General features: G+C 71.0%; 19 protein-coding genes and 1 pseudogene. 13 read left to right on the forward strand and 7 right to left on the reverse strand.

Features of this window, described 5'->3' with window-relative positions; genetic code table 11:
- The first annotated feature begins 4 nt into the window (after positions 1 to 4).
- The 6 genes from nadA to AAIB33_RS08605 all read left to right on the forward strand — a co-directional run bounded on the left by nadA (position 5) and on the right by AAIB33_RS08605 (position 7,064).
- The gene (gene nadA, locus AAIB33_RS08580) at positions 5 to 1,354 is read left to right on the forward strand and encodes a quinolinate synthase NadA (RefSeq protein ID WP_345803120.1); all 1,350 of its coding nucleotides are present in this window, start codon (positions 5 to 7) and stop codon (positions 1,352 to 1,354) included.
- A complete protein-coding gene (gene nadB, locus AAIB33_RS08585; protein WP_345803121.1) occupies positions 1,351 to 3,006 on the forward strand; it encodes an L-aspartate oxidase in 1,656 nt (551 codons plus the stop codon). Before nadA ends, nadB begins: the two co-directional genes overlap by 4 nt.
- Complete coding sequence (gene nadC / locus AAIB33_RS08590; protein WP_345803122.1) at positions 3,006 to 3,869, forward strand: carboxylating nicotinate-nucleotide diphosphorylase; 864 nt, start codon at positions 3,006 to 3,008, stop codon at positions 3,867 to 3,869. Before nadB ends, nadC begins: the two co-directional genes overlap by 1 nt.
- Positions 3,870 to 3,876: 7 nt before the next feature.
- Positions 3,877 to 5,022, forward strand: coding sequence for a cysteine desulfurase family protein (locus AAIB33_RS08595; protein ID WP_345803407.1), 1,146 nt, complete (start codon positions 3,877 to 3,879; stop codon positions 5,020 to 5,022).
- Positions 5,019 to 5,990, forward strand: a complete 972-nt coding sequence (locus AAIB33_RS08600) for a glycosyltransferase family 2 protein (RefSeq protein WP_345803123.1) — start codon at positions 5,019 to 5,021, stop codon at positions 5,988 to 5,990. Before AAIB33_RS08595 ends, AAIB33_RS08600 begins: the two co-directional genes overlap by 4 nt.
- A gap of 534 nt (positions 5,991 to 6,524) precedes the next feature.
- Entirely contained in the window at positions 6,525 to 7,064 is a 540-nt protein-coding gene (locus AAIB33_RS08605) for a hypothetical protein (RefSeq protein ID WP_345803124.1), read from the forward strand.
- 198 nt (positions 7,065 to 7,262) lie between these two features.
- Here AAIB33_RS08605 and AAIB33_RS08610 read toward each other — a convergent pair whose 3' ends face one another.
- Positions 7,263 to 9,266: an ABC transporter ATP-binding protein gene (locus AAIB33_RS08610; RefSeq protein ID WP_345803408.1), complete on the reverse strand. Its 2,004-nt coding sequence runs from the start codon at positions 9,264 to 9,266 to the stop codon at positions 7,263 to 7,265.
- Positions 9,267 to 9,319: 53 nt separating this feature from the next.
- Between AAIB33_RS08610 and AAIB33_RS08615 the strand changes: the two genes are divergently transcribed.
- Positions 9,320 to 9,526: a hypothetical protein gene (locus AAIB33_RS08615; RefSeq protein WP_345803125.1), complete on the forward strand. Its 207-nt coding sequence runs from the start codon at positions 9,320 to 9,322 to the stop codon at positions 9,524 to 9,526.
- Between the two features lie 9 nt (positions 9,527 to 9,535).
- Here AAIB33_RS08615 and AAIB33_RS08620 read toward each other — a convergent pair whose 3' ends face one another.
- Positions 9,536 to 10,177, reverse strand: coding sequence for a DUF1345 domain-containing protein (locus AAIB33_RS08620; RefSeq protein WP_345803126.1), 642 nt, complete (start codon positions 10,175 to 10,177; stop codon positions 9,536 to 9,538).
- A gap of 115 nt (positions 10,178 to 10,292) precedes the next feature.
- Between AAIB33_RS08620 and AAIB33_RS08625 the strand changes: the two genes are divergently transcribed.
- The 4 genes from AAIB33_RS08625 (at position 10,293) to AAIB33_RS08640 (ending at position 13,733) form a co-directional block, all read left to right on the forward strand.
- Positions 10,293 to 11,807: a DHA2 family efflux MFS transporter permease subunit gene (locus AAIB33_RS08625; protein ID WP_345803127.1), complete on the forward strand. Its 1,515-nt coding sequence runs from the start codon at positions 10,293 to 10,295 to the stop codon at positions 11,805 to 11,807.
- A 116-nt stretch (positions 11,808 to 11,923) separates the two neighbouring features.
- Entirely contained in the window at positions 11,924 to 12,505 is a 582-nt protein-coding gene (locus AAIB33_RS08630; protein ID WP_345803128.1) for a carboxymuconolactone decarboxylase family protein, read from the forward strand.
- Positions 12,506 to 12,762: 257 nt separating this feature from the next.
- Positions 12,763 to 13,311 (forward strand): type 1 glutamine amidotransferase domain-containing protein, encoded by a 549-nt coding sequence (locus AAIB33_RS08635; RefSeq protein WP_345803129.1) that lies wholly within the window; start codon positions 12,763 to 12,765, stop codon positions 13,309 to 13,311.
- Between the two features lie 71 nt (positions 13,312 to 13,382).
- Positions 13,383 to 13,733 carry a hypothetical protein gene (locus tag AAIB33_RS08640; RefSeq protein ID WP_345803130.1) on the forward strand — a complete coding sequence of 117 codons (351 nt, stop codon included), beginning with the start codon at positions 13,383 to 13,385 and terminating at the stop codon, positions 13,731 to 13,733.
- A 6-nt stretch (positions 13,734 to 13,739) separates the two neighbouring features.
- Here the strand turns inward: AAIB33_RS08640 and AAIB33_RS08645 are convergent, their stop codons facing one another.
- Positions 13,740 to 14,567 (reverse strand): DNA-formamidopyrimidine glycosylase family protein, encoded by an 828-nt coding sequence (locus AAIB33_RS08645; protein WP_345803131.1) that lies wholly within the window; start codon positions 14,565 to 14,567, stop codon positions 13,740 to 13,742.
- 194 nt (positions 14,568 to 14,761) lie between these two features.
- Between AAIB33_RS08645 and AAIB33_RS08650 the strand changes: the two genes are divergently transcribed.
- Positions 14,762 to 14,935, forward strand: a complete 174-nt coding sequence (locus AAIB33_RS08650; protein WP_345803132.1) for a hypothetical protein — start codon at positions 14,762 to 14,764, stop codon at positions 14,933 to 14,935.
- A gap of 1 nt (position 14,936) precedes the next feature.
- On the opposite strand, the gene AAIB33_RS08655 is transcribed toward AAIB33_RS08650, so the two are convergent.
- The 3 genes and pseudogenes from AAIB33_RS08655 to AAIB33_RS08665 all read right to left on the reverse strand — a co-directional run.
- Entirely contained in the window at positions 14,937 to 16,922 is a 1,986-nt protein-coding gene (locus AAIB33_RS08655) for an acetyl-CoA carboxylase biotin carboxylase subunit (protein ID WP_345803133.1), read from the reverse strand.
- 5 nt (positions 16,923 to 16,927) lie between these two features.
- On the reverse strand, positions 16,928 to 18,511 hold the full coding sequence (locus AAIB33_RS08660) for a carboxyl transferase domain-containing protein (protein ID WP_345803409.1): 1,584 nt from the start codon (positions 18,509 to 18,511) through the stop codon (positions 16,928 to 16,930).
- Between the two features lie 354 nt (positions 18,512 to 18,865).
- A pseudogene (locus AAIB33_RS08665) lies at positions 18,866 to 19,390 on the reverse strand (patatin-like phospholipase family protein); the annotation flags it as partial.
- 71 nt (positions 19,391 to 19,461) lie between these two features.
- On the opposite strand from AAIB33_RS08665, the gene AAIB33_RS08670 reads away from it, so the two are divergent.
- Positions 19,462 to 20,121, forward strand: a complete 660-nt coding sequence (locus AAIB33_RS08670; protein WP_345803134.1) for a hypothetical protein — start codon at positions 19,462 to 19,464, stop codon at positions 20,119 to 20,121.
- A 38-nt stretch (positions 20,122 to 20,159) separates the two neighbouring features.
- On the opposite strand, the gene AAIB33_RS08675 is transcribed toward AAIB33_RS08670, so the two are convergent.
- Complete coding sequence (locus tag AAIB33_RS08675; RefSeq protein ID WP_345803135.1) at positions 20,160 to 20,936, reverse strand: alpha/beta hydrolase; 777 nt, start codon at positions 20,934 to 20,936, stop codon at positions 20,160 to 20,162.
- Between the last annotated feature and the right edge of the window lie 5 nt (positions 20,937 to 20,941).

A 20,941-nucleotide genomic window follows, 5' to 3' on the forward strand; every position in this document is an offset into this window, starting at 1 on the left:
CGACATGCCCGCTGTCAACATCACGCTTCAGCCCCGCCCCATCGACCCCTCGGTCGACCACGAGATCCAGGCGATCGTCTCGGGAGCCTCGGACGGGGCGACCTGCAACACCGACCTCGCGGCCGGGCCGTGGGACTTCGACATCCGCCCGGGCTACGGCCCGGGCGCCTCGATGGGCGACGTCATCCCCACGGGGTCGCCCCGCCAGGGCGAGCTTCCGCAGGAGTATCGGGATGCCTCGGCCGACGACCTCGACGCACGCATCCGCGCCGCCAAGGCGACGCTGGGCGAGCGCGTCGTGATCCTCGGGCACTTCTACCAGCGCGAGGAGGTCGTGCAGCACGCGGACTACGTGGGCGACTCGTTCCAGCTCGCCAACGCGGCGCTCGAGCACCCCGAGGCCGAGGCGATCGTCTTCTGCGGCGTGCACTTCATGGCCGAGACCGCCGACCTGCTGTCCCGCCCCGAGCAGGCCGTGATCCTGCCCAACCTCGCGGCGGGCTGCTCCATGGCCGACATGGCCGACATCGACGAGGTCGAGGAGTGCTGGGAGCAGCTCGAGGAGATCTACGGCGACATGGCGGCGGTGGATGCCGATGGCCTCGTCCCCGTCATCCCGGTCACGTACATGAACTCGTCGGCGGCCATCAAGGGGTTCGTCGGCCGCCACGGCGGGATCGTCTGCACGTCGTCGAATGCGCGGACGGTGCTCGAATGGGCCTTCCAGCGCGGACGCCGCGTGCTCTTCTTCCCCGACCAGCACCTCGGTCGCAACACGGCGAAGGCGATGGGCGTGCCGCTCGAGCAGATGCCGATGTGGAACCCCCACAAGCCGCTCGGCGGCTCGTCGGCCTCCGAGCTGGCCGACGCCCGGGTCATCCTGTGGCACGGCTTCTGCTCGGTCCACCGCCGCTTCTCGGTCGACCAGATCGACAAGGCGCGCGCCGAGCACCCCGGTGTGCGGGTCATCGTGCACCCCGAGTGCCCGATGGCGGTCGTGGATGCCGCGGATGAGTCGGGCTCGACCGACTACATCCGCCGCGCCATCGAGGGAGCCACCGAGCCGACCACGTTCGCGATCGGCACGGAGGTCAACCTCGTGCAGCGCCTCGCCGCCGACAACCCGCAGCACTCGATCTTCTGCCTGGACCCCGTCGTCTGCCCGTGCTCGACGATGTACCGCATCCACCCCGGATACCTCGCGTGGGTGCTCGAGGGCCTCGTGAAGGGCGAAGTGCTGAACCGCATCACCGTGCCGGCCGACGTCGCCGATCCCGCGCGCCTCGCTCTCGAGCGGATGCTCGCGGCCAAGCCTCCGGCAGCGCCGGCCGCGGATTGGGAGAACGCCTCATGAGCGGGCCGCAGGTCATCGTCGTCGGGAGCGGCATCGCCGGTCTCATCACGGCGCTCCACGCGGTGGAGCACGGATGCCGCGTCACGCTCGTGACGAAGGACGTGCTCGAGCACGCCAACACGCGGTACGCGCAGGGCGGCATCGCCGGCGTCATGTTCGACGACGACCGGGTCGAGGACCACATCCGCGACACCCTGACGGCGGGTGCGGGGCTCGGCGATCCCGCCGCCGTGCGCGTGCTGGCGGAGGAGGGCCCGGCGCGTATCCGCGAGCTCGTGGCGCTCGGCGTCGCCTTCGACCGCGACGCCTCCGGCCACTTCCTCAAGGGTCTCGAAGCGGCCCACTCCTATCCCCGCATCCTGCACTCGGGTGGGGATGCCACCGGCACGGCGATCGAGAAGGCGCTTGTCGCCCGACTCCGCGCGAGTGAGGTCGCCGTCGTCGAGCATGCCTTCCTCGTCGATCTCGTCGTGCGCGACGGACGTGCGGCCGGGGTCGAGCTGCTCGTCGGCGATGCGCCGGGACGCATCGGGCAACGCGAGACGCTGACCGGCGACGCCGTCGTGCTCGCCACGGGCGGCGCGGGCGAGCTCTACGCCTACACGACCAACCCTCCCGTCGCGACGGGCGACGGCATCGCCGCCGCGCTGCGCGCCGGCGTCGCGGTCAGCGACCTGGAGTTCTTCCAGTTCCACCCGACGATCATCGGCGTGGGCGACGCGTTTCTCGTGTCGGAGGCGGTGCGCGGAGAGGGCGCGACCCTCATCGACGAGGACGGTCGGCGCTTCGCGTTCGACGCGCACCCGGACGGCGAGCTCGCTCCCCGCGACGTCGTGGCGCGGGCGATCGCGCACCAGATGGAGCTGCAGGACGGCCGCCCGGTCTTCCTCGATGCGACGCACCTGCGCGCGACCTACGAGGAGCGCGCCGCCTTCCTCGCGAAGCGGTTCCCGACGATCGATGCGGCCGTCCGCGAGCGCGGCCTCGACTGGGCGCGCGAGCCGATCCCCGTCACTCCGGCGGCGCACTACCTGATGGGCGGCGTCGCGACCGACCTGTTCGGCCGCACGTCGCTCCCCGGCCTCTACGCCGTCGGCGAGGTCGCGCGCACCGGTGTGCACGGCGCCAACCGGCTCGCGTCGAACTCGCTGCTGGAGGGCGCCGTCTTCGGCGCTCGGGCGGGCGACGCCATCACCGGCGACCTCGCGTCCGGTGACTGGCCCCTTGTCACCGCGGCCCCGCGTCACACCGCCGACCCCTCATCCCCCGAACGCACGCCGAGCGCGGACGTGGACAGCGCGGTCGAGCCCTTCTCGCGCGCGGCTCTGCAGCACGTGATGTGGGAGGACGCGGGACTCGTGCGCGACGAGGCGGGCCTGCGGCGCGCGGCATCGCTCATCTCGGCGTGGCGCTCAGCCGCACGCACGCCCCGGACCGAGGCGGAGTTCGAGGACGAGAACCTGCTCCTCGTCGCCGAGCGTCTCGTGGCAGCGGCCCTCGGGCGTCGCGAATCGGTCGGCGCCCACTTCCGGCGCGATGATCCGGCGGCAGCAACTCCTCACATTTCGACGTCGGAGCCGGCGACACGCCGCATCGAGGCCTCCGTCGCGCCGACCTCGAGGAGTTACGACACGGTTCGAGAGGTCGCCTGATGCTCACCCGCGCCACGATCGACCGCGTCGTCGCTGCCGCGCTCGAGGAGGACGCCCCGTGGGGCGACCTGACGAGCGAGTACCTCATCCCGGAGAACGCCGTCGCCCGCGCCGACCTCGTCGCCCGTGAAGCCGGGGTCTTCAGCGGCGGCGCGGTGTTCGAGGCGGCGTTCCGCCTCACCGATCCGACCGTCGAGGTGCACCTCGTCGCCGAGGACGGCGAATGGTTCGAGCCGGGCGCGGTCCTCGCGGTCGTGTCCGGCCCTGCGCGGTCGGTGCTCACGGCGGAGCGGATCGGCCTCAACTTCGTGCAGCGCATGTCGGGCATCGCCACCCTCACGGGCAGATACGTGGCCGAGGTCGCCCACACGACCGCGCGGATCGCGGACACCCGCAAGACGACCCCCGGGCTGCGGGCGTTCGAGCGGCAGGCGGTCGTCAACGGCGGCGGTCACAACCACCGCTACTCGCTGTCCGACGCCGTCATGGCGAAGGACAATCATCTGGCCGTCCTCGCGCAGAAGCACGCGAACGTCACGGAGGCACTGAAGGCCGCCATCTCGCGACTGCCCCACACGACGCACGTCGAGGTCGAGGTCGACCGGCTCGACCAGATCGAGGCCGTGCTCGCGGCAGGCATCGGCACGATCATGCTCGACAACTTCTCGCTCGACGACCTGCGCCGGGGCGTCGAGGTCGTCGCAGGGCGCGCGACCGTCGAGGCATCGGGTGGCGTGAATCTGGACACGGTGCGCGCGATCGCCGAGACGGGTGTCGACGTCATCTCGGTCGGCGCCCTGACCCACTCGGCGCGGGCTCTCGACCTCGGCCTCGACGTCCGCATCGAGGTCACGGAGGCCTGACGTGTCGATGCTCTACTTCGACAACGCGGCGACCACGCCGGTGCGGCCCGAAGTGCTCGATGCGATGATGCCGTACCTCACGCGCTGGTTCGGCAACGCGTCGAGCCACCACACGGTCGGCGAGGCGGCGGCAGAGGCACTCGCGGACGCGCGCCGGCGGGTGGCGAAGGTGCTCGGCCTGCGCGCGGGCGACATCGTCTTCACCTCCGGCGGCACCGAAGCCGACAACCTCGCGGTCAAGGGCATCGCGATCGCCGCGCAGCAGCATCGCGACGCCGGCCACTTCGTGACGACCCCGATCGAGCACGAGGCGATCCTCGAGTCGGGCGACTACCTCCACCGCGTCCACGGCTTCGACGTCACGCAGGTCCCCGTGGACGGCACAGGGCGCGTGTCACCGGATGCCGTGGCCGACGCCCTCCGTGACGACACGGCGCTCGTCAGCGTCGGCTACGCGAACAACGAGGTCGGCACGGTCCAGGATGTCGCGGCCATCGCCGCCGTGACGCGCAGCCGCGGCATCCCGCTCCATGTCGATGCCGTGCAGGCCGCCGGCTGGCTGCCGCTGTCCGCTGAGGAGCTCGGCTTCGACGCCATCTCGATCGCGGGGCACAAGCTCGGTGCGCCGAAGGGGACGGGCGCGCTCGGCGTCCGCGGTCGGATCCCGCTGGAGCCGCTGCTGCACGGCGGCGGCCAGGAGCGCGGCCGTCGCAGCGGCACGGAGGACGTCGCCGGCGCCGTCGCCCTCGCGACCGCGCTCGACCTCGCCGAGGCCGAACGGGCCGAGTCGGCGGCTCGCGTGTCGGCGATCCGCGATGCGTTCGTGGGCAGGGTGCTGTCCACGGTGCCGAGCGCCCGACTGACTGGCGACCCGGTGCATCGGCTGCCCGGCACGGCGAGCTTCACCTTCACCGGGACGAGCGGCGAGGCGGTGCTCCTCGAGCTCGAGCGGCGCGGTGTCGTCTCGTCGAGCGGGTCGGCGTGCGCGGCGGGAAGCGACGAGCCGTCGCATGTGCTCGTGGCGATGGGCATTCCGCCCGAGGTGGCGCAGACGGCCGTGCGGTTCACGTTCCCGCACGAGCTGAGCGCGCCCCTGGACGCTGTCGCCGACGCGGTCGCGGCATCCGTCGCGGCGGTACGATCGGGCGGGTGAGCCTGCCGAGCGCCCCCGCCGCCGTCACGATCATCGTTCCCGGATTCGAGGTCGAGGAGTACGCCGGCGAAGCGCTCGATTCGCTGCGGGCGCAGACGCGCGAGGACTGGGTCGCGATCCTCGTCGACGACGCCTCGACCGACGGGACGAGCCGGATCTTCGCGGATGCAGCGGCCTCCGATCCTCGCTTCCGTCTCGTTCGCCACGTGCGGCAGCAGGGTCTCGGCGCTGCCCGCAACACCGGGCTCGACCTCGTTGAAACACCGCTCGTCGGCTTCCTCGACGCCGACGACATGCTCACCCCGACGGCGCTCGAGCGCCTCGTCGGCACGCTCGACGAGACCGGCAGCGACTTCGCACTGGGTGCGTACGTGCGGCTCCGCCCCGACGGCGACGGCGGGTACACGACGGGGATCGTGCAGCCCTGGGTCGCCGCGGCGACCGACCCCGAGCGGCGCGCCACGACGATCGACCAGCATCCCGCGGCATCCGCGAACATCGTCGCGTGGTCGAAGGTGAGCCGCATCGACTTCTGGCGCCGCACCGGCCTGCGCTTCCCCGTCGGCCGCCTCTACGAGGACCAGGTCGTCGCGCAGCGGATGTACGCCACCGCTCGCGCGTTCGACGTCGTTCCCGACGTCGTCGCGCACTGGCGCGAGCGTGCTGACGGCTCGTCCATCACGCAGCGCAAGGACGCTGTCGCCGTGCTTCAGGACTACCTCGACGGCATGGCGGGCGGCATCGCCGAGCTCGACCGGGCGGGCCATGCCGCCGCCGTGCAGCAGCGCGTGCACCTCATCCTCGCCATGGACCTTCCCCCACTGGTGCGGATCGCCGAGGAGCACCCCGACGACGCGTACCGCCGCGCGCTCGGCGTCTTCACGCGCGACATCTGGGCTCGGGGCGGCGCGTCCGCCGCTCTCGACGAGGAGTCCTCCGCGCTCGCGGCCGCCGCTCGGCTCTGGTAGCTCCCCTCCCGGCCCACCCCGGCGAGTTGCCAGAAGATCGCGCCGTTCGGGGTCGAGTTGCCACATCTTCGGGCAGATGGACGGCTCGTCGTCGCCTCCCCAGCCCGATCGCGGACCGGATTGCACACGGATTCGGCAACGGCCGCGTCGGCGAAGGCCGCGGCCTTGCACGATGACGGGATGCCGCACTCTCCCAAGCCCCTGCCCGCCGCCGTGCGCGGACGGGTGTTCCACGTCACGGCAGTGCCGGAGGTCTCATCATTGCGTCTGGCCCAGTCGGATCTCTGGAGTCCCACCCGGGGTGTGCGATTGCCGACATCGGCGCGAGACCTTCGCAGCCGGTGCCTCGCACACGCGCTGACGCTTCCGCCGTCGGCGGCTTTCAGCCACACGACGGCCGCCGGCGTTCGCGCGTGGCCGCTCCCGACCCGATACATACCTGAACAGGTGTTGCATGCGACCGTACCCGTCGGGGTCCGCGCACCGCGGAGGAAGTCGCTGATCGGTCACCAACGCCCGCTCGACGATGACGATGTGGAGATCTCGAACGGACTCCGCTTGACGGGTGTCACGCGAACCTTCCTTGATCTCGCGGAGCTTCTGGATGTTCCGGCCCTCGTGGCCGTGGGCGATCATATTCTGAGGCGCGATCGCCCCTCGACCACCCTTGCTGCACTCGCTCACGAGGTCGAACGCGCCGGAGAACGACGTGGTGTGCGCACGGCGCGGCAGGCCCTCGAGCTGCTGGATGGCGGCGCGGAGTCGCCCAAGGAATCGGAGCTTCGTGTGCTCCTCATCCGCGCCGGATTCGGGCCGTTCGCCACGAACATCGAACTTCGCGATGCCCACGGCGTCTTCGTCGCCCGTGTCGATCTGGCTCTCCCCGACCTGCGGATCGCGATCGAGTACGAAGGCGACCACCATCGGGATCGCGAGCAGTGGCGTCAGGACATCGCGCGCCGTCGCCGCATCGAAGCTCTCGGGTGGATCTACCTTCCCGTGACCCAGGCCGATCTGGACGATCCTGGCAAGGTGCTTCGCGACCTCGCAGCCGCAATCGTCCGGCGCGCCTGACGTGCGGCCAGACGCACCTGGCGATGGGGCCGATGTCGCGGCGGAGTTGCCAGAAGATCTGGCAACTCGGCAAAGGTTTGCCAGAAGATCTGGCAACTCGGCACAGGTTTGCGAGAACTTCTGGCAACGGGGCACAGATGGATGCAGCGCGGCGCCCGGCCCGGCAACTCGGCGTCGGGGCACCGGGCCGGGCCGCCGTCAGCCCTCGTCGGGGACGCGGACCGGTCCGGTCGGGGTGAGGATGACCGCAGGCTGGTCGGGGGCGCGGTCGCCTCGACGGCGGGCGTGGTCGATCGGGCGCTGCCCACGCAGTTCGGCGGCCTCGGTCTCGAGGATGCGCGAGGCGGCCAGCTGCTGAGCCGCGAGCTCGGCGTAGAGGCCGTCGTGCGAGATGAGCTCGGCGTGGGTGCCGGACTCGACGATGCGTCCGCCGTCGACGACGTGGATGACGTCGGCGCCGATCACGGTCGAGAGCCGGTGGGCGATCGACAGCGTCGTGCGGCCGCGCGCCGCGGCATCCAGCGCCTCCTGCACGACCCGCTCCGAGACCGTGTCGAGTGCCGAGGTCGCTTCGTCGAGAAGCAGGACGGGCGGGTCCTTCAGCAGCACGCGCGCAATGGCGATGCGCTGCTTCTCCCCGCCGGAGAGGCGGTAGCCGCGCTCCCCCACCACGGTGTCGTAGCCCTTCTCGAACCCCTCGATGATGTGGTGGATGTTGGCGGCGCGGCACGCGGCCTCGAGCTCGGCATCCGTCGCGTCGGGCTTGGCGTACCGCAGGTTCTCTCGGATCGTCGCGTGGAAGAGGTAGGTCTCCTGCGAGACGATCCCGACGTTGTCGATGATCGACTCCTGCGTCAGATGCCGCACGTCGGCGCCCGCGAACAGGACCGACCCGCCGGACGCTTCGTACATGCGCGGAGTCAGGTAGAGCACTGTCGTCTTGCCCGCGCCGGACGGTCCGACGAACGCGACGTGCTGGCCGGGGTCGGCGACGAACGAGACGCCGCCGAGCGTCGGGCGCGCGTCGGGCGCGGCATCCGGATACCGGAACACGACGTCGCGGAACTCGATGCGGCCGATCGGACCGGGCGCGGACGCCACCGGGATCGCGCCCGGCTCGTCGCTGATCGCGGGCTTCAGATCGAGGTATTCGAAGATGCGCGCGAAGAGCGCCGACGACGTCTGCACGTCGAGTGCGACGCGCATGAGGCCCATGAGCGGCATGAGGAGGCGCGCTTGCACCGTCGTGAACGCGACGATGGTTCCCGCCGTGATGGTCGCGTCGGCGCTGCCCGTGATGAGATAGCCGGCGACGAGATAGATGATCGCCGGCACCGACGACATGATCACCTGGACCACGGCGAAGAAGCCCTGGCCGCTCATCGCGCGGCGCACCTGCAGGCGCACCTGATTGCGATTCTCGACCTGATAGCGGGCCGACTCCGTGCGCTGGCGGTTGAACGACTTCGACAGCAGGATGCCCGAGACGCTCAGCGTCTCCTGCGTGATCGCCGACAGCTCGGACAGCGACTCCTGCGTCTCGCCCGCGATCCGCGCGCGGACCTGGCCCACGCGGCGCTGCACGAGGATGAGGAAGGGCATGAGGATCACGGCGATGAGGGTCAGGCGCCAGTCGATCAGGATCATCGCGATGAGCGACGCGACGACGGTGACGAGGTTGCCCAGGATGCTCGTGACGGTGTTGGTGAGGACGGCCGAGACGCCGCCGACGTCGTTCTGGAGCCGGGACTGGATGACGCCGGTCTTGGTCCGGGTGAAGAAGGCGAGCTCCATCGCCTGCAGGTGGTCGAAGAGCTTGACCCGCAGGTCGCCCGTGACGCTGTTGCCGATCGTCGCCGTGTAGTAGGTCTGCACGACCCCGAGCGCCGCCGACAGGAGGAACAGCCCGATCATGGCTGCGACGAGCTTCACCAGGAGCGGCAGATCGACGGGGCCGCCGTCGGTCGGGAAGAGCGCGTCGTCGAAGATGCGCTCGACGAGGAGCGGCGGCACGACCGCGATCGCGGCGCCCGCGACGACGAGGAAGCCTGTGAAGACGAGCCTGCCGAGGTAGGGCCGGAAGAGCGCCGTGACGCGCTTGCCGAGGTCGGGGATCTTCGGCGCGGCGGCGTTGAGCTTGCGCTGCGCCTCGATGTCGACGCCGCGGAAGGCAGGCCCTCCGCCCCCTCCGCCGCGTCCCATGCTCATGAAACGAGCCTAATGACCGCCGCGGACACCGGGGCTAGGCTGGCGCCATGACCTCCCTGCCCGAGCAGCCCGAAGGCCCCGATCTCGACGAGCTCCGCAAGGACATCGACGAGCTCAAGGACGCACCGACCGAGCAGCTCATCGAGCCCGAGCCCGCGAAGCTGCTCGAAGAGGAGCCCACCCCTCAGCGCACCGACGCACCCGGCACCGAGAAGTGGGACGAGCCGGGCGACGAGGAGCGCACCGAGGTCTGATCCGCCCGCTCAGCCGAGTCCCGCGACGAGGTTGATCACGGTCGCGAGGATGATCGCGCCGAAGGCGTACGAGATGAGCATCTGCGCGAGCACGATGCGTCGCAGCTCGTTGGTCCGCAGGTTCGTGTCGGCGATCTGATACGCCATGCCGAGGCCGAACGAGATGTACGCGAAGTCGGTGTACATCGGGTCCTCGTCCTGGTTGAAGTCGATTCCCCCGACGGGGTCGCGATAGTAGATCGCGGCGATCCTGAGCAGGTAGTCGGTCTGGATGAGGGTCCAGGATGCCGCGACCGCGACGAGCGCGATGCCCGCGAGCACCCACGCCTCGACGGGCGGAGCGTGCTGGACCTGGATGAGGACCGCCGCGACGGCGACGAGGCTCGCCACGCTCGCGAAGACGGCGATGATCCGTGCGGTGCGGCGACCCGGATCCTCCGCACGCGCGTGCGCGCGCGTCTGCGCGGCATCCATTCGCCACACGACGATGAGGATCCACCCCGACGCGATCGCGGCCGCCGTGCCCCACCCGCCCAGGATCCCGGCCCACGGATCGAGCACGTTCCACAGCCAGACGCCGACCGCGAGCCCCGCCGCGAGCGCGATCGTCGACCGCAGGATGACGTTCGAATGGATCGGGGCGCGGGCCATATCCGAATGCTGTCACCCCGCGATGGGAATGCGATGTCTGACGGGGCCGTTATCGTTCTTCGTGCGCCACTTCGGTGTTCGCCTTCCCCCCGCCCAAAGCTCTGAGGAGACGACCATGGCCGCTACCGACACCTCTCGCACCATCGGCACGGCTCCCGCCGCGGCCTCCGTTCCCACGCTCGGGCGGGAGGAGAGCCGCGTCGTCTGGCTGCTCCTCGCGGCCGCGTTCGTCGCGATCCTCAACGAGACCACGATGGGCGTCGCGATCCCGCACCTCATCACCGACCTCGGCATCACGGCGCTGCAGGCGCAGTGGCTCACGACGGCTTTCATGCTGACGATGGCGGTCGTCATCCCGATCACGGGCTTCCTCCTGCGCCGGTTCACGACGCGGACGATGTTCGTCTCGGCGATGGGCCTGTTCTCCCTCGGAACCCTCATCGCGTTCCTCTCCCCCGGCTTCCCACTGCTGCTCGTCGCGCGCGTCGTGCAGGCGTCCGGAACCGCGATCATGATGCCGCTGCTCATGACGACGCTCATGACGGTCGTGCCTCCCGCGATCCGCGGCCGCATGATGGGCCGGGTCAGCATCGTGATGTCCCTCGCCCCGGCGATCGGCCCCACCCTCGCCGGCGCGATCCTCAACAACTTCGAGTGGCGCTGGATCTTCGGCATCGTGCTGCCCATCGCGGTCGTGACACTCGTCGTGGGGGCGCGCTGGATCCACAACCTCGGCGAGACGACGCGCGCGCCGATCGACGTGCTGTCGGTGATCCTCTCCGCGTTCGGCTTCGGCGGTCTCGTCTTCGGCCTCAGCCAGCTCGGCGCCGGCGGGCACGGCAGCGGGGCGGACGCCGCGGCGGCGAGCGCCGCGTCGACGACGACCCTCGTCGTGTCGCTCGCGGTGGGTGTCATCGCGCTGGGCCTGTTCGGATGGCGCCAGGTCGTGCTCCAGCGCAGCGACGACGCGCTGCTCGATCTGCGCGTGTTCCGCAGCGCGAACTTCTCGCTGTCGATCGCGCAGATGTCGATCATGTCGATGGCCTTCTTCGGAGCGATCACCGTCGTGCCGCTGTATCTCCAGGACGTCCTCGGCATCGATCCGCTCACGACCGGACTCGTCGTCCTCCCCGGTGCTCTCGCGATGGGTCTGGCCGGTCCGCTCATCGGGCGCATCTACGACCGCTGGGGCACGACGATCCTGCTCGTTCCGGGCGCCGTGATCACGAGCGCGATGCTGTGGGTCTACACCACCTTCGGCACCGAGACGCCGGTGTGGCTCGTCGCGGTGGTGCAGACGGCCCTGTCGCTCGGCCTGGCGCTGTCCTTCACGCCGCTGTTCACGGCGTCGCTCGGCTCGCTGCAGCCGCGGTTCTACTCCTACGGCTCGGCGGTCGTGGGCACGGCGCAGCAGGTGGCCGGCGCCGCGGGCATCGCGCTGATGTTCGGCGTGATGGCGGCCGCGACGGCCGGCGCGACGGCCGCGGGCGCCGATGCGGTCACGGCGGGCGCTGCCGGCACGCACGCCGCGTTCGTCACGGCCGCGTTCCTGTCGCTTCCGCTGCTCGTCGGCGCGTTCCTCATCCGCAAGCCGGCCGACCAGCCGGTCGGCGCGCCCGTCGGGCACTGACCCGGGCTCGCCGAGCCGGTAGCGACCGCGCCCGCCCACCCCTCCCGGGTGGGCGGGCGCGGTGGCATGCTGAGCCGTGACCGGCAGCGGTGCCGGCGTGAGGAGGAGCGATCGCCATGATCGTGACACCGCCGCCCGTCGAGGGCGCGGAAGGCCATGTCGCCAAGATGTACCAGGGCGACCTGGACGCGGACGGCTTCGTGTACAGCCACACGCAGGTGATGGCGATCAACCCCGAGGCGCACGAAGCCTTCGAGGCACTCGTGCGTGCGATCGTGACGTCGATCGGCGTGCGCACGTACGAGCTCGCGACGCTCGGCGCGGCGCGAAGCATCCCGTCTCCGCACTGCCTGCTCGCGCACGGACGCAAGACGCTGCGGGCCGGGGCGATGGACGAGGCGCAGCTCGAACGGGCGGCGCGCGACTACGAGGACGCCGACCTCAGCAAGGCGGACGTGGCGGTGATGCGATTCTCCGAGCGACTCTCGACGGATGCCGCCGCGATGACGGATGCGGATAGCCAGGCGCTCCGCGACGTGGGGTTCACCGACCGCCAGATCGTCGACATCGCGTTGGCCGCTGGCGTGCGCAACTACTTCAGCCGCGCGCTGCAGGCGCTCGCAGTGCCGGTCGAAGCGGTGCCGGGGCTCAGCCCGCAGCTGACGGCTGCGCTGCTGTCGCCCGTCGAAGCAGGCTGACTCAGTCGATGCTGCAGGCGCCGCCGCCGCAGCACGAGGCGCCCGACTCGAGAACCGTCAGCAGGTTCTTGTCGTCGGTGAGGGGCTGCAGCGTGGGGGTGGGCAGGTTCGAGGTCGCCATCTCTCGATCGTAACCGGGCCGCGACGCGCACGGGCGATAGACGATCGAAAGACGCCGTGCAACCCCTCAGCGCTTCCCGTGAGCCGTGCCTAGCGTGAAGGAGGCACGGCATCGTGCCCGGAACGAAGGAGAATCCATGACTCACCTGACCGGCAAGCGCGTCGCATTCCTTCTCACCGACGGCTTCGAAGACAGCGAGCTCACCTCCCCCTGGCAGGCCGTGACGGATGCCGGAGCGACGGCGTCGCTCGTCTCGCCGGCGGACTTCACCGTCACCGGCAAGAACGGCCACGAGCAGCAGGTCGACCTCGCTGTCACGGACGCCGATGCGGCGGACTTCGACGCGCTCGTGCTGCCCGGCGGCGTCGTGAACGCCGACCACCTGCGGCTGGACGAGCCCTCGATCCGGTTCGCCCGCGCCTTCTTCGAGCAGCACAAGCCCGTCGGCGTCATCTGCCACGGGCCGTGGCTGCTCATCGAGGCGGGCGTGGTCGAGGGACGGACGATCACGAGCTACCCCAGCCTCAAGACCGACCTCAAGAACGCCGGGGCGACGTGGGTCGACGAGGAGGTCGTCGTGCACGACGGCCTCGTGTCGAGTCGCACCCCCGACGACCTCCCCGCCTTCAACGCGAAGGTCGTCGAGGAGGTCGCGGAGGGGACGCACGTGGGCCAGACGGCCTGACGAACGCTTGGGCGAGGGGCGGGTCGCGCGAGGGCGGCCCGCCCCTCGCCCATGCCGCCTACACTCCTCCCGTGACCGACTTCCCCACGGCGCGGTGGTGCCGCAGCCGACGCGACGGCGCCGTCTGCACGCGGCCCGCGGGCCACCCCGGCCTTCACAACCGCACGGGTACGAGCCGCATGTGGTCGGATCTCCAGGCCGACCCGCCGGCCTGCCCCGGATCGGGAGCTCCCGCGACGCCGGCCGAGCCGCTCGACGACGGATTCCCCGAGGGGCGCGCGGTATGCCCGGTGTGCCTGGACTTCGTCGCGATCACCCGCGAGGGAGCCCTCGCACCTCACGACACCTTCCGAGGAGCGGCGACGCCGGAAGAGGCCGCTCACCGAGCGGAGTGGTTCAACACCTTCGGCTGGACCCGCTGACGGATCTCAGAGCTCGACGCCGCCCGTCTGACAGGTCGGGCAGTACTCGGCGGTCGTGCTGGCGAAGCGGAACTCGCGAATCGTGTCGCCGCACACCGGACACGCTTCTCCGGCACGGCCATGCACGCGCATCGCGGCGGTCTTGGCCGCCTTGAGCTCGTGGATCGGGATGCCGCGCCGCGCCGCGATCGCGCCGCGCACGACTCCGATCGTCTCGTCGTACACGCGGTCGAGCGCTCGGCCGTCGAGGGTCGCCGCGTGCGCGACGGGCGACACCTTGGCGGCGTGCAGGATCTCGTCGGAGTACGCGTTCCCGATGCCCGAGAGCGATTCCTGCTCCTGCAGGATCGCCTTGATCTGCTTGCGGCGCCCCACGACAGCACGGTCGAAGTCCGCACGGCTGAACGACTCATCGGCGGGGTCGGGCCCCAGCTTGGCGATGGCCGGCACCTCGGACGCCGCATCCACGACGGAGACCCCCAGGCTCACCCAGTCCCCGGCGTCCGTCGCCTCCAGGACCCCGCCGTCGTCGAAGGCGAGGGTGGCGAGAGCAGGAGGGGAATCGGGCTCGAGGTCGCCCGGCGGTGCGTCGTTCCACCGTATCCACCCGTGGCGCCCGAGCGTCACGACGAGATGGCCGGCGCTCAGCTGCAGATCGACGTGCTTGCCGTACCGGGCAGCTCCCTCGACCTCGGCGCCGACGAGCGACGAGAGCGGTCGCGCCCGCGTCTTGAGACTGCGGAATTCGATCAGGTCCACCTCGTCGACACGCCGACCGGCGAGCCGCTCGGCCAGGAACTCGGCGAGCACCTGCACTTCGGGAGACTCCGGCATTCCCCCATACTCCCACCGGCCCCCGACAGCCAGCGCGTTCGTCGCATGACGGATAGTTGCATCCGAAAGTGACCGAGCGGCCCGCTTCACCGCGGGCGCCGGGTAGTGTCGAAAGACAGTCACCGAGCGGGGCGCCATCGTGCGGCATCCTGACTCGGCGCTTCGGGGGGAGCCGACTGCATCGGAGGATGCCCATGTCATGGACGCACAGCTACCATTCCAGCGATCCGGCGCGGCAGCCGCTGGACAGCCGGCTCAGCGAGGCTCGGTCGAGCTTCCTCGCCGCCAAGCGCGCGCTCGAGAAGGCTCACGAAGAGCTTCTGCGTGCGCACGGCCAGGCCGTTCGTCGCGGCGCCGAGGAAGGCTGAGTCAGGCCGCGCCGTCGCCTGACGGATCGGGGGTCACCGTCGCCAGCGTCTGACCACGCGTCACCTGTTCGCCGACGGTGACGTGCAGGGCGACGACGCCGGCGATCGTCGCGCGGACGACGTGCTCCATCTTCATCGCCTCGACCACGACGACCGGATCTCCGGCTTCGACCCGATCACCGTGCTGCGCGGGCACGAGCACGACGGCGCCGGGCATCGGCGAGTCGAGGTGCGGCGTCTGGTCGGCGTGGTCACCGGCGCCGTGCTCGGCATCCGCGATGCCGATGACGAACTGAGCGCCGTCCCGGGCGAGCTCCACACGGGCACCCTCGAGCTGGACGGCCGTCGCGCGCGATGCGCCGTCGATCGTCGAATGTGCGATCCCGTCGCGCAGCACGAGGCGAGCGGGATGCCGCGGCCCGTCGTCCACGGCGGCCTCGAGCGCGCCGTCCAGGCCCCAGAGGCGGACGGTCGCCCTCTCGCCGCCGTCCGCGCGCAGCGGATAGACCCGCGGTGCCGGGGCGCCCAGGCGCCAGCCGTCGGCCCGACCCCACGGCCCGGCGGTGCGCGGGGACTGCGCGTCGAGCACGAGCGCGGCCTCGGCGAAGGTCGTGGCATCCGGAATCTCGAACCGGAGGTCGGGCAGCGCGCGCTCGATGAGACCCGTGTCGAGATCGCCGGCGGCGACGGCGGGCAGCTCGAGCAGGAGGCGCAGGAACTCGACGTTCGTCGTCACGCCGAAGACCGCCGTCTCGTCGAGCGCGCGCACCAGCCGGCGTCGCGCCTCGTCACGGTCGGGGCCCCACGCGATGATCTTCGCGAGCATGGGGTCGTAGTCGCTCGAGACGTCGAGTCCGTCCTCGAGGGCTGAGTCGACCCGGATCCCCTCGCCGGACGGGTGCCGCACCTGGGCGACGCGCCCCCCGGTGGGCAGGAAGCCTGCTCGCGGATCCTCGGCGTACACGCGGGCCTCGATGCTGTGGCCGTGGAGGCGCACATCGCCCTGCGTGAACGACAGCGGCTCCCCCGCCGCGATGCGCAGCTGCTGCTCGACCAGGTCGACGCCCGTGATCTGCTCGGTGACGGGGTGCTCGACCTGCAGGCGCGTGTTCATCTCCATGAAGAAGAACTCGTCGGGCCGCGCCGCCGAGACGATGAACTCCACCGTGCCGGCCCCGAGGTAGCCGACGGAGCGGGCCGTCTCGCACGCCGCCTCGCCGATGCGGGCGCGGGTCGCGGCATCCAGCAGGGGCGACGGCGCCTCCTCGATGACCTTCTGGTGCCGGCGCTGCAGAGAGCACTCCCGCTCCCCCAGGTGCACGACCGCGCCGTGCGCGTCCGCGAGCACCTGCACCTCGATATGCCGAGGGTTCTGCACGTAGCGCTCGAGGAACAGGGTGTCGTCGCCGAAGCTCGCCGCCGCCTCGCGCCTGGCCGCCGCGATCGCGCCGGGCAGCGCGTCGGCGGACTCGACGACGTGCATGCCCTTGCCTCCGCCGCCCGCGGAGGGCTTGATGAGCAGCGGATACCCGACATCGACGGATGCTGCCAGCAGGTCGTCGTCGGTGAGGCCCGGGCGCGCGATGCCGGGCACCGTCGGAACGCCGCGCGCCTCGACGGCGAGCTTGGCCGTGATCTTGTCGCCCATCGTCGTGATGGCCTCGAGCCCCGGCCCGATGAAGATGACGCCGGCATCGGCGCAGGCTCGCGCGAAGGCGGCGTTCTCGGCCAGGAAGCCATAGCCCGGGTGGATCGCCTGGGCTCCGGTGCGCCGCGCGGCATCGATGATGGCCGGGACATTCAGGTAGCTCTGCACGGCGGGCGCGGGGCCGAGTCGCACCGCCTCGTCGGCCAGGTGGACGTGGCGCGCGCCGGCATCCGCGTCGCTGTAGACCGCGACCGAGCGGATGCCGAGCCGGCGCAGCGTCGCGATGATTCGGCACGCGATCTCGCCACGGTTGGCGATGAGGACTTTGTCGATCTGCATGGCACTCACATCCGGAAGACGCCGTAGCCGGGCCGCTGGTCGATCGCCGGGCCCGCCGACGCGCGCATGCAGACATCGAGCGCGAGGCCGAGCACGTCGCGGGTCTGTCCCGGCTCGATGATCCCGTCGTCCCACAGGCGGGCGGTCGAGTAGTAGGGGCTCCCCTGCTCCTCGTACTGCGCGCGGATCGGCGCCTGGAACTCCGCCTCCTCGGCGGCGCTCCATTCGCCGCCGGCGGCTTCGATCTGGTCGCGGCGGACGGTCGAGAGGACGGATGCCGCCTGCGGGCCGCCCATGACCGAGACGCGCGCGCCCGGCCACAGCCACAGGAAGCGCGGCGAGTAGGCGCGGCCGCACATCGAGTAGGTGCCGGCGCCGAAGGACCCGCCCACCACGACCGTGAGCTTCGGCACGGACGCGCACGCGACGGCGTTGACCATCTTCGCGCCGTGCTTGGCGATGCCGCCCGACTCGTACTCGCGGCCGACCATGAAGCCCGTGATGTTCTGCAGGAACACCAGCGGGATGCCGCGCTGATCGCACAGTTCGATGAAGTGCGCACCCTTCAGCGCCGACTCGGCGAACAGCACGCCGTTGTTGGCGAGGATGCCGACGCGGTGCCCATGCAGCCGCGCGAAGCCCGTCACGAGGGTCTCGCCCCACTCGCGCTTGAACTCGTGGAACGACCCGCCGTCGATGATCCGATCGATGATCTCGCGCGCGTCGTACGGCGTCGTGAGCTCGACCGGGACGACGTCGACAAGCGTGCCGGGCTCACGAGCGGGAGGCTCGGCGGCATCCGGCTCGTGCGGCAGCGGGGGCGTCGGCGGGAGGGTGGCCACGATGTCGCGGACGATCTGCAGCGCGTGCTCGTCGTTCTCGGCCAGGTGGTCGGTCACGCCGGACACCCGCGTGTGCACGGCTCCGCCACCGAGGTCCTCGGCCGTCACAACTTCCCCCGTCGCGGCCTTCACGAGCGGCGGTCCGCCGAGGAAGATCGTCCCCTGGTTGCGCACGATGACCGTCTCATCGCTCATCGCCGGGACGTACGCGCCGCCCGCCGTCGACGAGCCCAGCACCGCGGCGATCTGGGGGATGCCGTCGCGCGACATCCGCGCCTGGTTGTAGAAGATGCGGCCGAAGTGATCCCGATCGGGGAAGACCTCGTCCTGCATCGGGAGGAAGGCGCCGCCCGAGTCGACGAGGTAGATGCAGGGCAGACGGTTCTCGGCCGCGATCTCCTGGGCGCGCAGATGCTTCTTCACGGTGATCGGGTAGTACGTGCCGCCCTTCACCGTCGCGTCGTTCGCGACGACCATGACGTGCCGGCCGTGGACCAGCCCGATGCCCGCGACGACGCCCGCCGCGGGGGCGTCGCCGCCGTAGAGCTCGAAGCCCGCGAGCGGTGCGACCTCGAGGAACGGGCTCCCCCTGTCGAGCAGCAGGTCGACGCGGTCGCGCGCGAGCAGCTTCCCGCGCTCGGTGTGGCGCGCGCGAGCCTTCTCGGGGCCGCCCAGCGCAGCTTCCGCGCGCCGCGCGCGCAGCTCCTCCACGAGATCGCGATACGTCGGCTTCGTCGCCGTCGGCATCGGCCGCTCCTTTGCAACTCGGTTATCGAGTATTAACCGAAATGAGCCTAATGCCCAGAGGCGGCTTTGTCGAGGCATCCTCACCCCTCGACGGTCTGCTCCTCCCAGCCGCGCTCCGTCGCGGCATCGAGTGCGACCGTCGCCGCCCTCTTCCCCTCCGCGATGAGTCGGGGGACGTCCGACATCGTCCATTTGCGCCATGCGCTCCATCTCGGGCTGGACGAGCACGACGGATGGATCGCGCAGGAGGTCGGCGGTGCGCGTGACGGTGCGCATCATGCGCACGTTCTCCCACTTCGCATGCAGCCGCACGACGATGACCCGCGTCGCGCCCAGCGTGCGCGCGGCGGCGACCGGCACGTTGTCGAGCATCCCGCCGTCCGCGAGGAGCGCTCCGCCGCGCCGCACGGGCGGAAGCAGCCCCGGCACCGCGATCGTGGAGCGGAGCGCCAGGCTCAGCGGTCCGTGATCGATCACGACGGTGCGCCGCGTGCGCAGGTCGGTCGCCACCGCCCCGAACCGCCGCGGGAGATCCTGGATGAGCGGATCGTGGCCGAGCACACGGGTGATGGATGCCGTCACCGCCGTCGTGTCGAGAAGGCCCCAGCGGGGCGTGCGCGACCAGCGGGCGATGGCGCTCCACCGGAACTCCCCGGCCGCCCGCGCGATGGCGGCCGCGTCGACGCCGGCGGCGTAGGCGGCACCCACGAGCGCACCGGAACTCGTGCCCGTGACGGTCCCCGGATGGATGCCGCGCTCCGCCAGCACCTGCAGGACGCCCACGTGGGCCGCGCCGAACGCACCCCCGCCACCGAGGGCGAGGCCCAGTCCCGGGTCGTCGCTCACCTGCTCCTCCCACAGAGTCCGAATATTCCGCACCGTAGCACTGGGCCGAAGGCCTTACTCACAGCGGTCCGGTCTCTTCGCTCGCTGCCGCTAGGTTCATCTTCATGCCGCTCCGCCGCACGCTCGCACTGATCACCGCCGCTCTCCTGCTGACAGGCTGCGCCGCGAACACGCCCGCGGCAAGCGAGACCACGACAGCTGCACCCGCGCCGACATCCACCCCGTCGCAGACCCCGACGCCTCAGCAGGCGGCACGGCTCGTGGTCTCGATCGACGGGCTGGAATACGTCACGGACGGCGTGACGGACTCTGCGCCCTTCACCGACTCGGATGCCGTGCTCGCGCTGCTCAGCAAGGCGACCGGCGTCACTCCCGAGGGCGAACAGCTGGACACTCCCGATGGCTACGACGCCTACTTCGTCAAGTACCAATGGGACGGCATCAGCGCGATCGTCGACCCGCAGGGAGGCTATGCCAGCGTCGCCGTGACGTCAGCCGCCACGGGAGATGTCGAACTCACCACCGCGGAGGGCGTGTCAGTCGGGGCACCGCGCGACGCAGTCACCGCGGCGGGCGGGTGGGAAGTCGGGGACATGGACGGTGATGGCGTCACAGACTCGTTCGGTCTCGGCTCTCAGGAGGTGCCTGGCACCACGTCGCTCACTCACCCCGGAGAGGTCGGCATCGAGTACGTCCTGCTGCAGATGAACGGCGATACGGTCGGTCAGATCCAGAGTCCCGGCAACGACTACAGCGACATCTGAGCCGGTTACTCAAGGGGAGGGATACCGGACGACCCGGATCAGCGGAGCCGGTCGGCGATGACGCGTGCCGTCGCCTCGGGGTCGGCACGGTGCATGACGGACTCGGGGACGACGACGAGCTCCGCGTGGGCGATGTCGCCAGCGAGGCGGTCGGACGAGCCGATGAGGAAGGGGAAGGTCTGCTCGCCGCGCAGCACCGTGACCGGCTGCGACACCGACGTCATCTCGGGGGTCGGCGTCGAGACCTGGCTCGTGAGCTTCGTGTCGTAGACCGTCGATTGAGCGATCGGCGGGAGCGAGGCGAACTGCGGGCTCGCCCGGAAGGCCTCGACCATCTGCGGCGGCAGCCCGATCCCCTCGAGCTGGAACGTCACGATCGCCTCCTCTCCGCGCCCGTCGTCGACGAGCTGCTGCAGTCTCGCGGCGAGATCGTCGGCCGGTTCGTCGACGCCGTAGTGGAACGGCGGCTCGGAGAGGAAGAGCGCGCGGATCGGCACGCCGAGAGATGCGGCGAAGAGCGCGAGGACGGCGCCCGACGAGTGGCCGAGCACGGCGGCGTCGCCTCCGACGGCCTCGATGACGGCCGCGAGGTCCTCAGCCTCGCGCTCGGGGGTGCTCCCCTCGGCGTCGCCGCTCGACCCCCGTGCCCGCCGGTCCCACGTCACGGCGCGGAAGCCCCTCGACGCCAGTGCAGAGGCGAGGGGCGCGGCATCCACCGCCTGCGAGAGGGCGCCGTTGACGATGACGACGACCGGCCCGTCGCCGGTCTGCTGATAGGCGATGGGGGTGCCGTCTGCGGAGGTCGCGATGTCCATACGCG

Origin of the sequence: Microbacterium sp. AZCO (assembly GCF_039614715.1) — a bacterium.
In the GTDB taxonomy this organism is placed as follows: Bacteria; Actinomycetota; Actinomycetes; order Actinomycetales; family Microbacteriaceae; genus Microbacterium.

Coding starts and splice junctions, on each gene's coding strand:
- nadA (WP_345803120.1), top strand. CDS start 5: ATGCCCGCTGTCAACATCACGCTTCAGCCCCGCCCCATCGACCCCTCG.
- nadB (WP_345803121.1), top strand. CDS start 1,351: ATGAGCGGGCCGCAGGTCATCGTCGTCGGGAGCGGCATCGCCGGTCTC.
- nadC (WP_345803122.1), top strand. CDS start 3,006: ATGCTCACCCGCGCCACGATCGACCGCGTCGTCGCTGCCGCGCTCGAG.
- AAIB33_RS08595 (WP_345803407.1), top strand. CDS start 3,877: ATGCTCTACTTCGACAACGCGGCGACCACGCCGGTGCGGCCCGAAGTG.
- AAIB33_RS08610 (WP_345803408.1), bottom strand. CDS start 9,266: ATGGGACGCGGCGGAGGGGGCGGAGGGCCTGCCTTCCGCGGCGTCGAC.
- AAIB33_RS08615 (WP_345803125.1), top strand. CDS start 9,320: ATGACCTCCCTGCCCGAGCAGCCCGAAGGCCCCGATCTCGACGAGCTC.
- AAIB33_RS08620 (WP_345803126.1), bottom strand. CDS start 10,177: ATGGCCCGCGCCCCGATCCATTCGAACGTCATCCTGCGGTCGACGATC.
- AAIB33_RS08625 (WP_345803127.1), top strand. CDS start 10,293: ATGGCCGCTACCGACACCTCTCGCACCATCGGCACGGCTCCCGCCGCG.
- AAIB33_RS08630 (WP_345803128.1), top strand. CDS start 11,924: ATGATCGTGACACCGCCGCCCGTCGAGGGCGCGGAAGGCCATGTCGCC.
- AAIB33_RS08635 (WP_345803129.1), top strand. CDS start 12,763: ATGACTCACCTGACCGGCAAGCGCGTCGCATTCCTTCTCACCGACGGC.
- AAIB33_RS08645 (WP_345803131.1), bottom strand. CDS start 14,567: ATGCCGGAGTCTCCCGAAGTGCAGGTGCTCGCCGAGTTCCTGGCCGAG.
- AAIB33_RS08650 (WP_345803132.1), top strand. CDS start 14,762: ATGTCATGGACGCACAGCTACCATTCCAGCGATCCGGCGCGGCAGCCG.
- AAIB33_RS08655 (WP_345803133.1), bottom strand. CDS start 16,922: ATGCAGATCGACAAAGTCCTCATCGCCAACCGTGGCGAGATCGCGTGC.
- AAIB33_RS08660 (WP_345803409.1), bottom strand. CDS start 18,511: ATGCCGACGGCGACGAAGCCGACGTATCGCGATCTCGTGGAGGAGCTG.
- AAIB33_RS08670 (WP_345803134.1), top strand. CDS start 19,462: ATGCCGCTCCGCCGCACGCTCGCACTGATCACCGCCGCTCTCCTGCTG.
- AAIB33_RS08675 (WP_345803135.1), bottom strand. CDS start 20,936: ATGGACATCGCGACCTCCGCAGACGGCACCCCCATCGCCTATCAGCAG.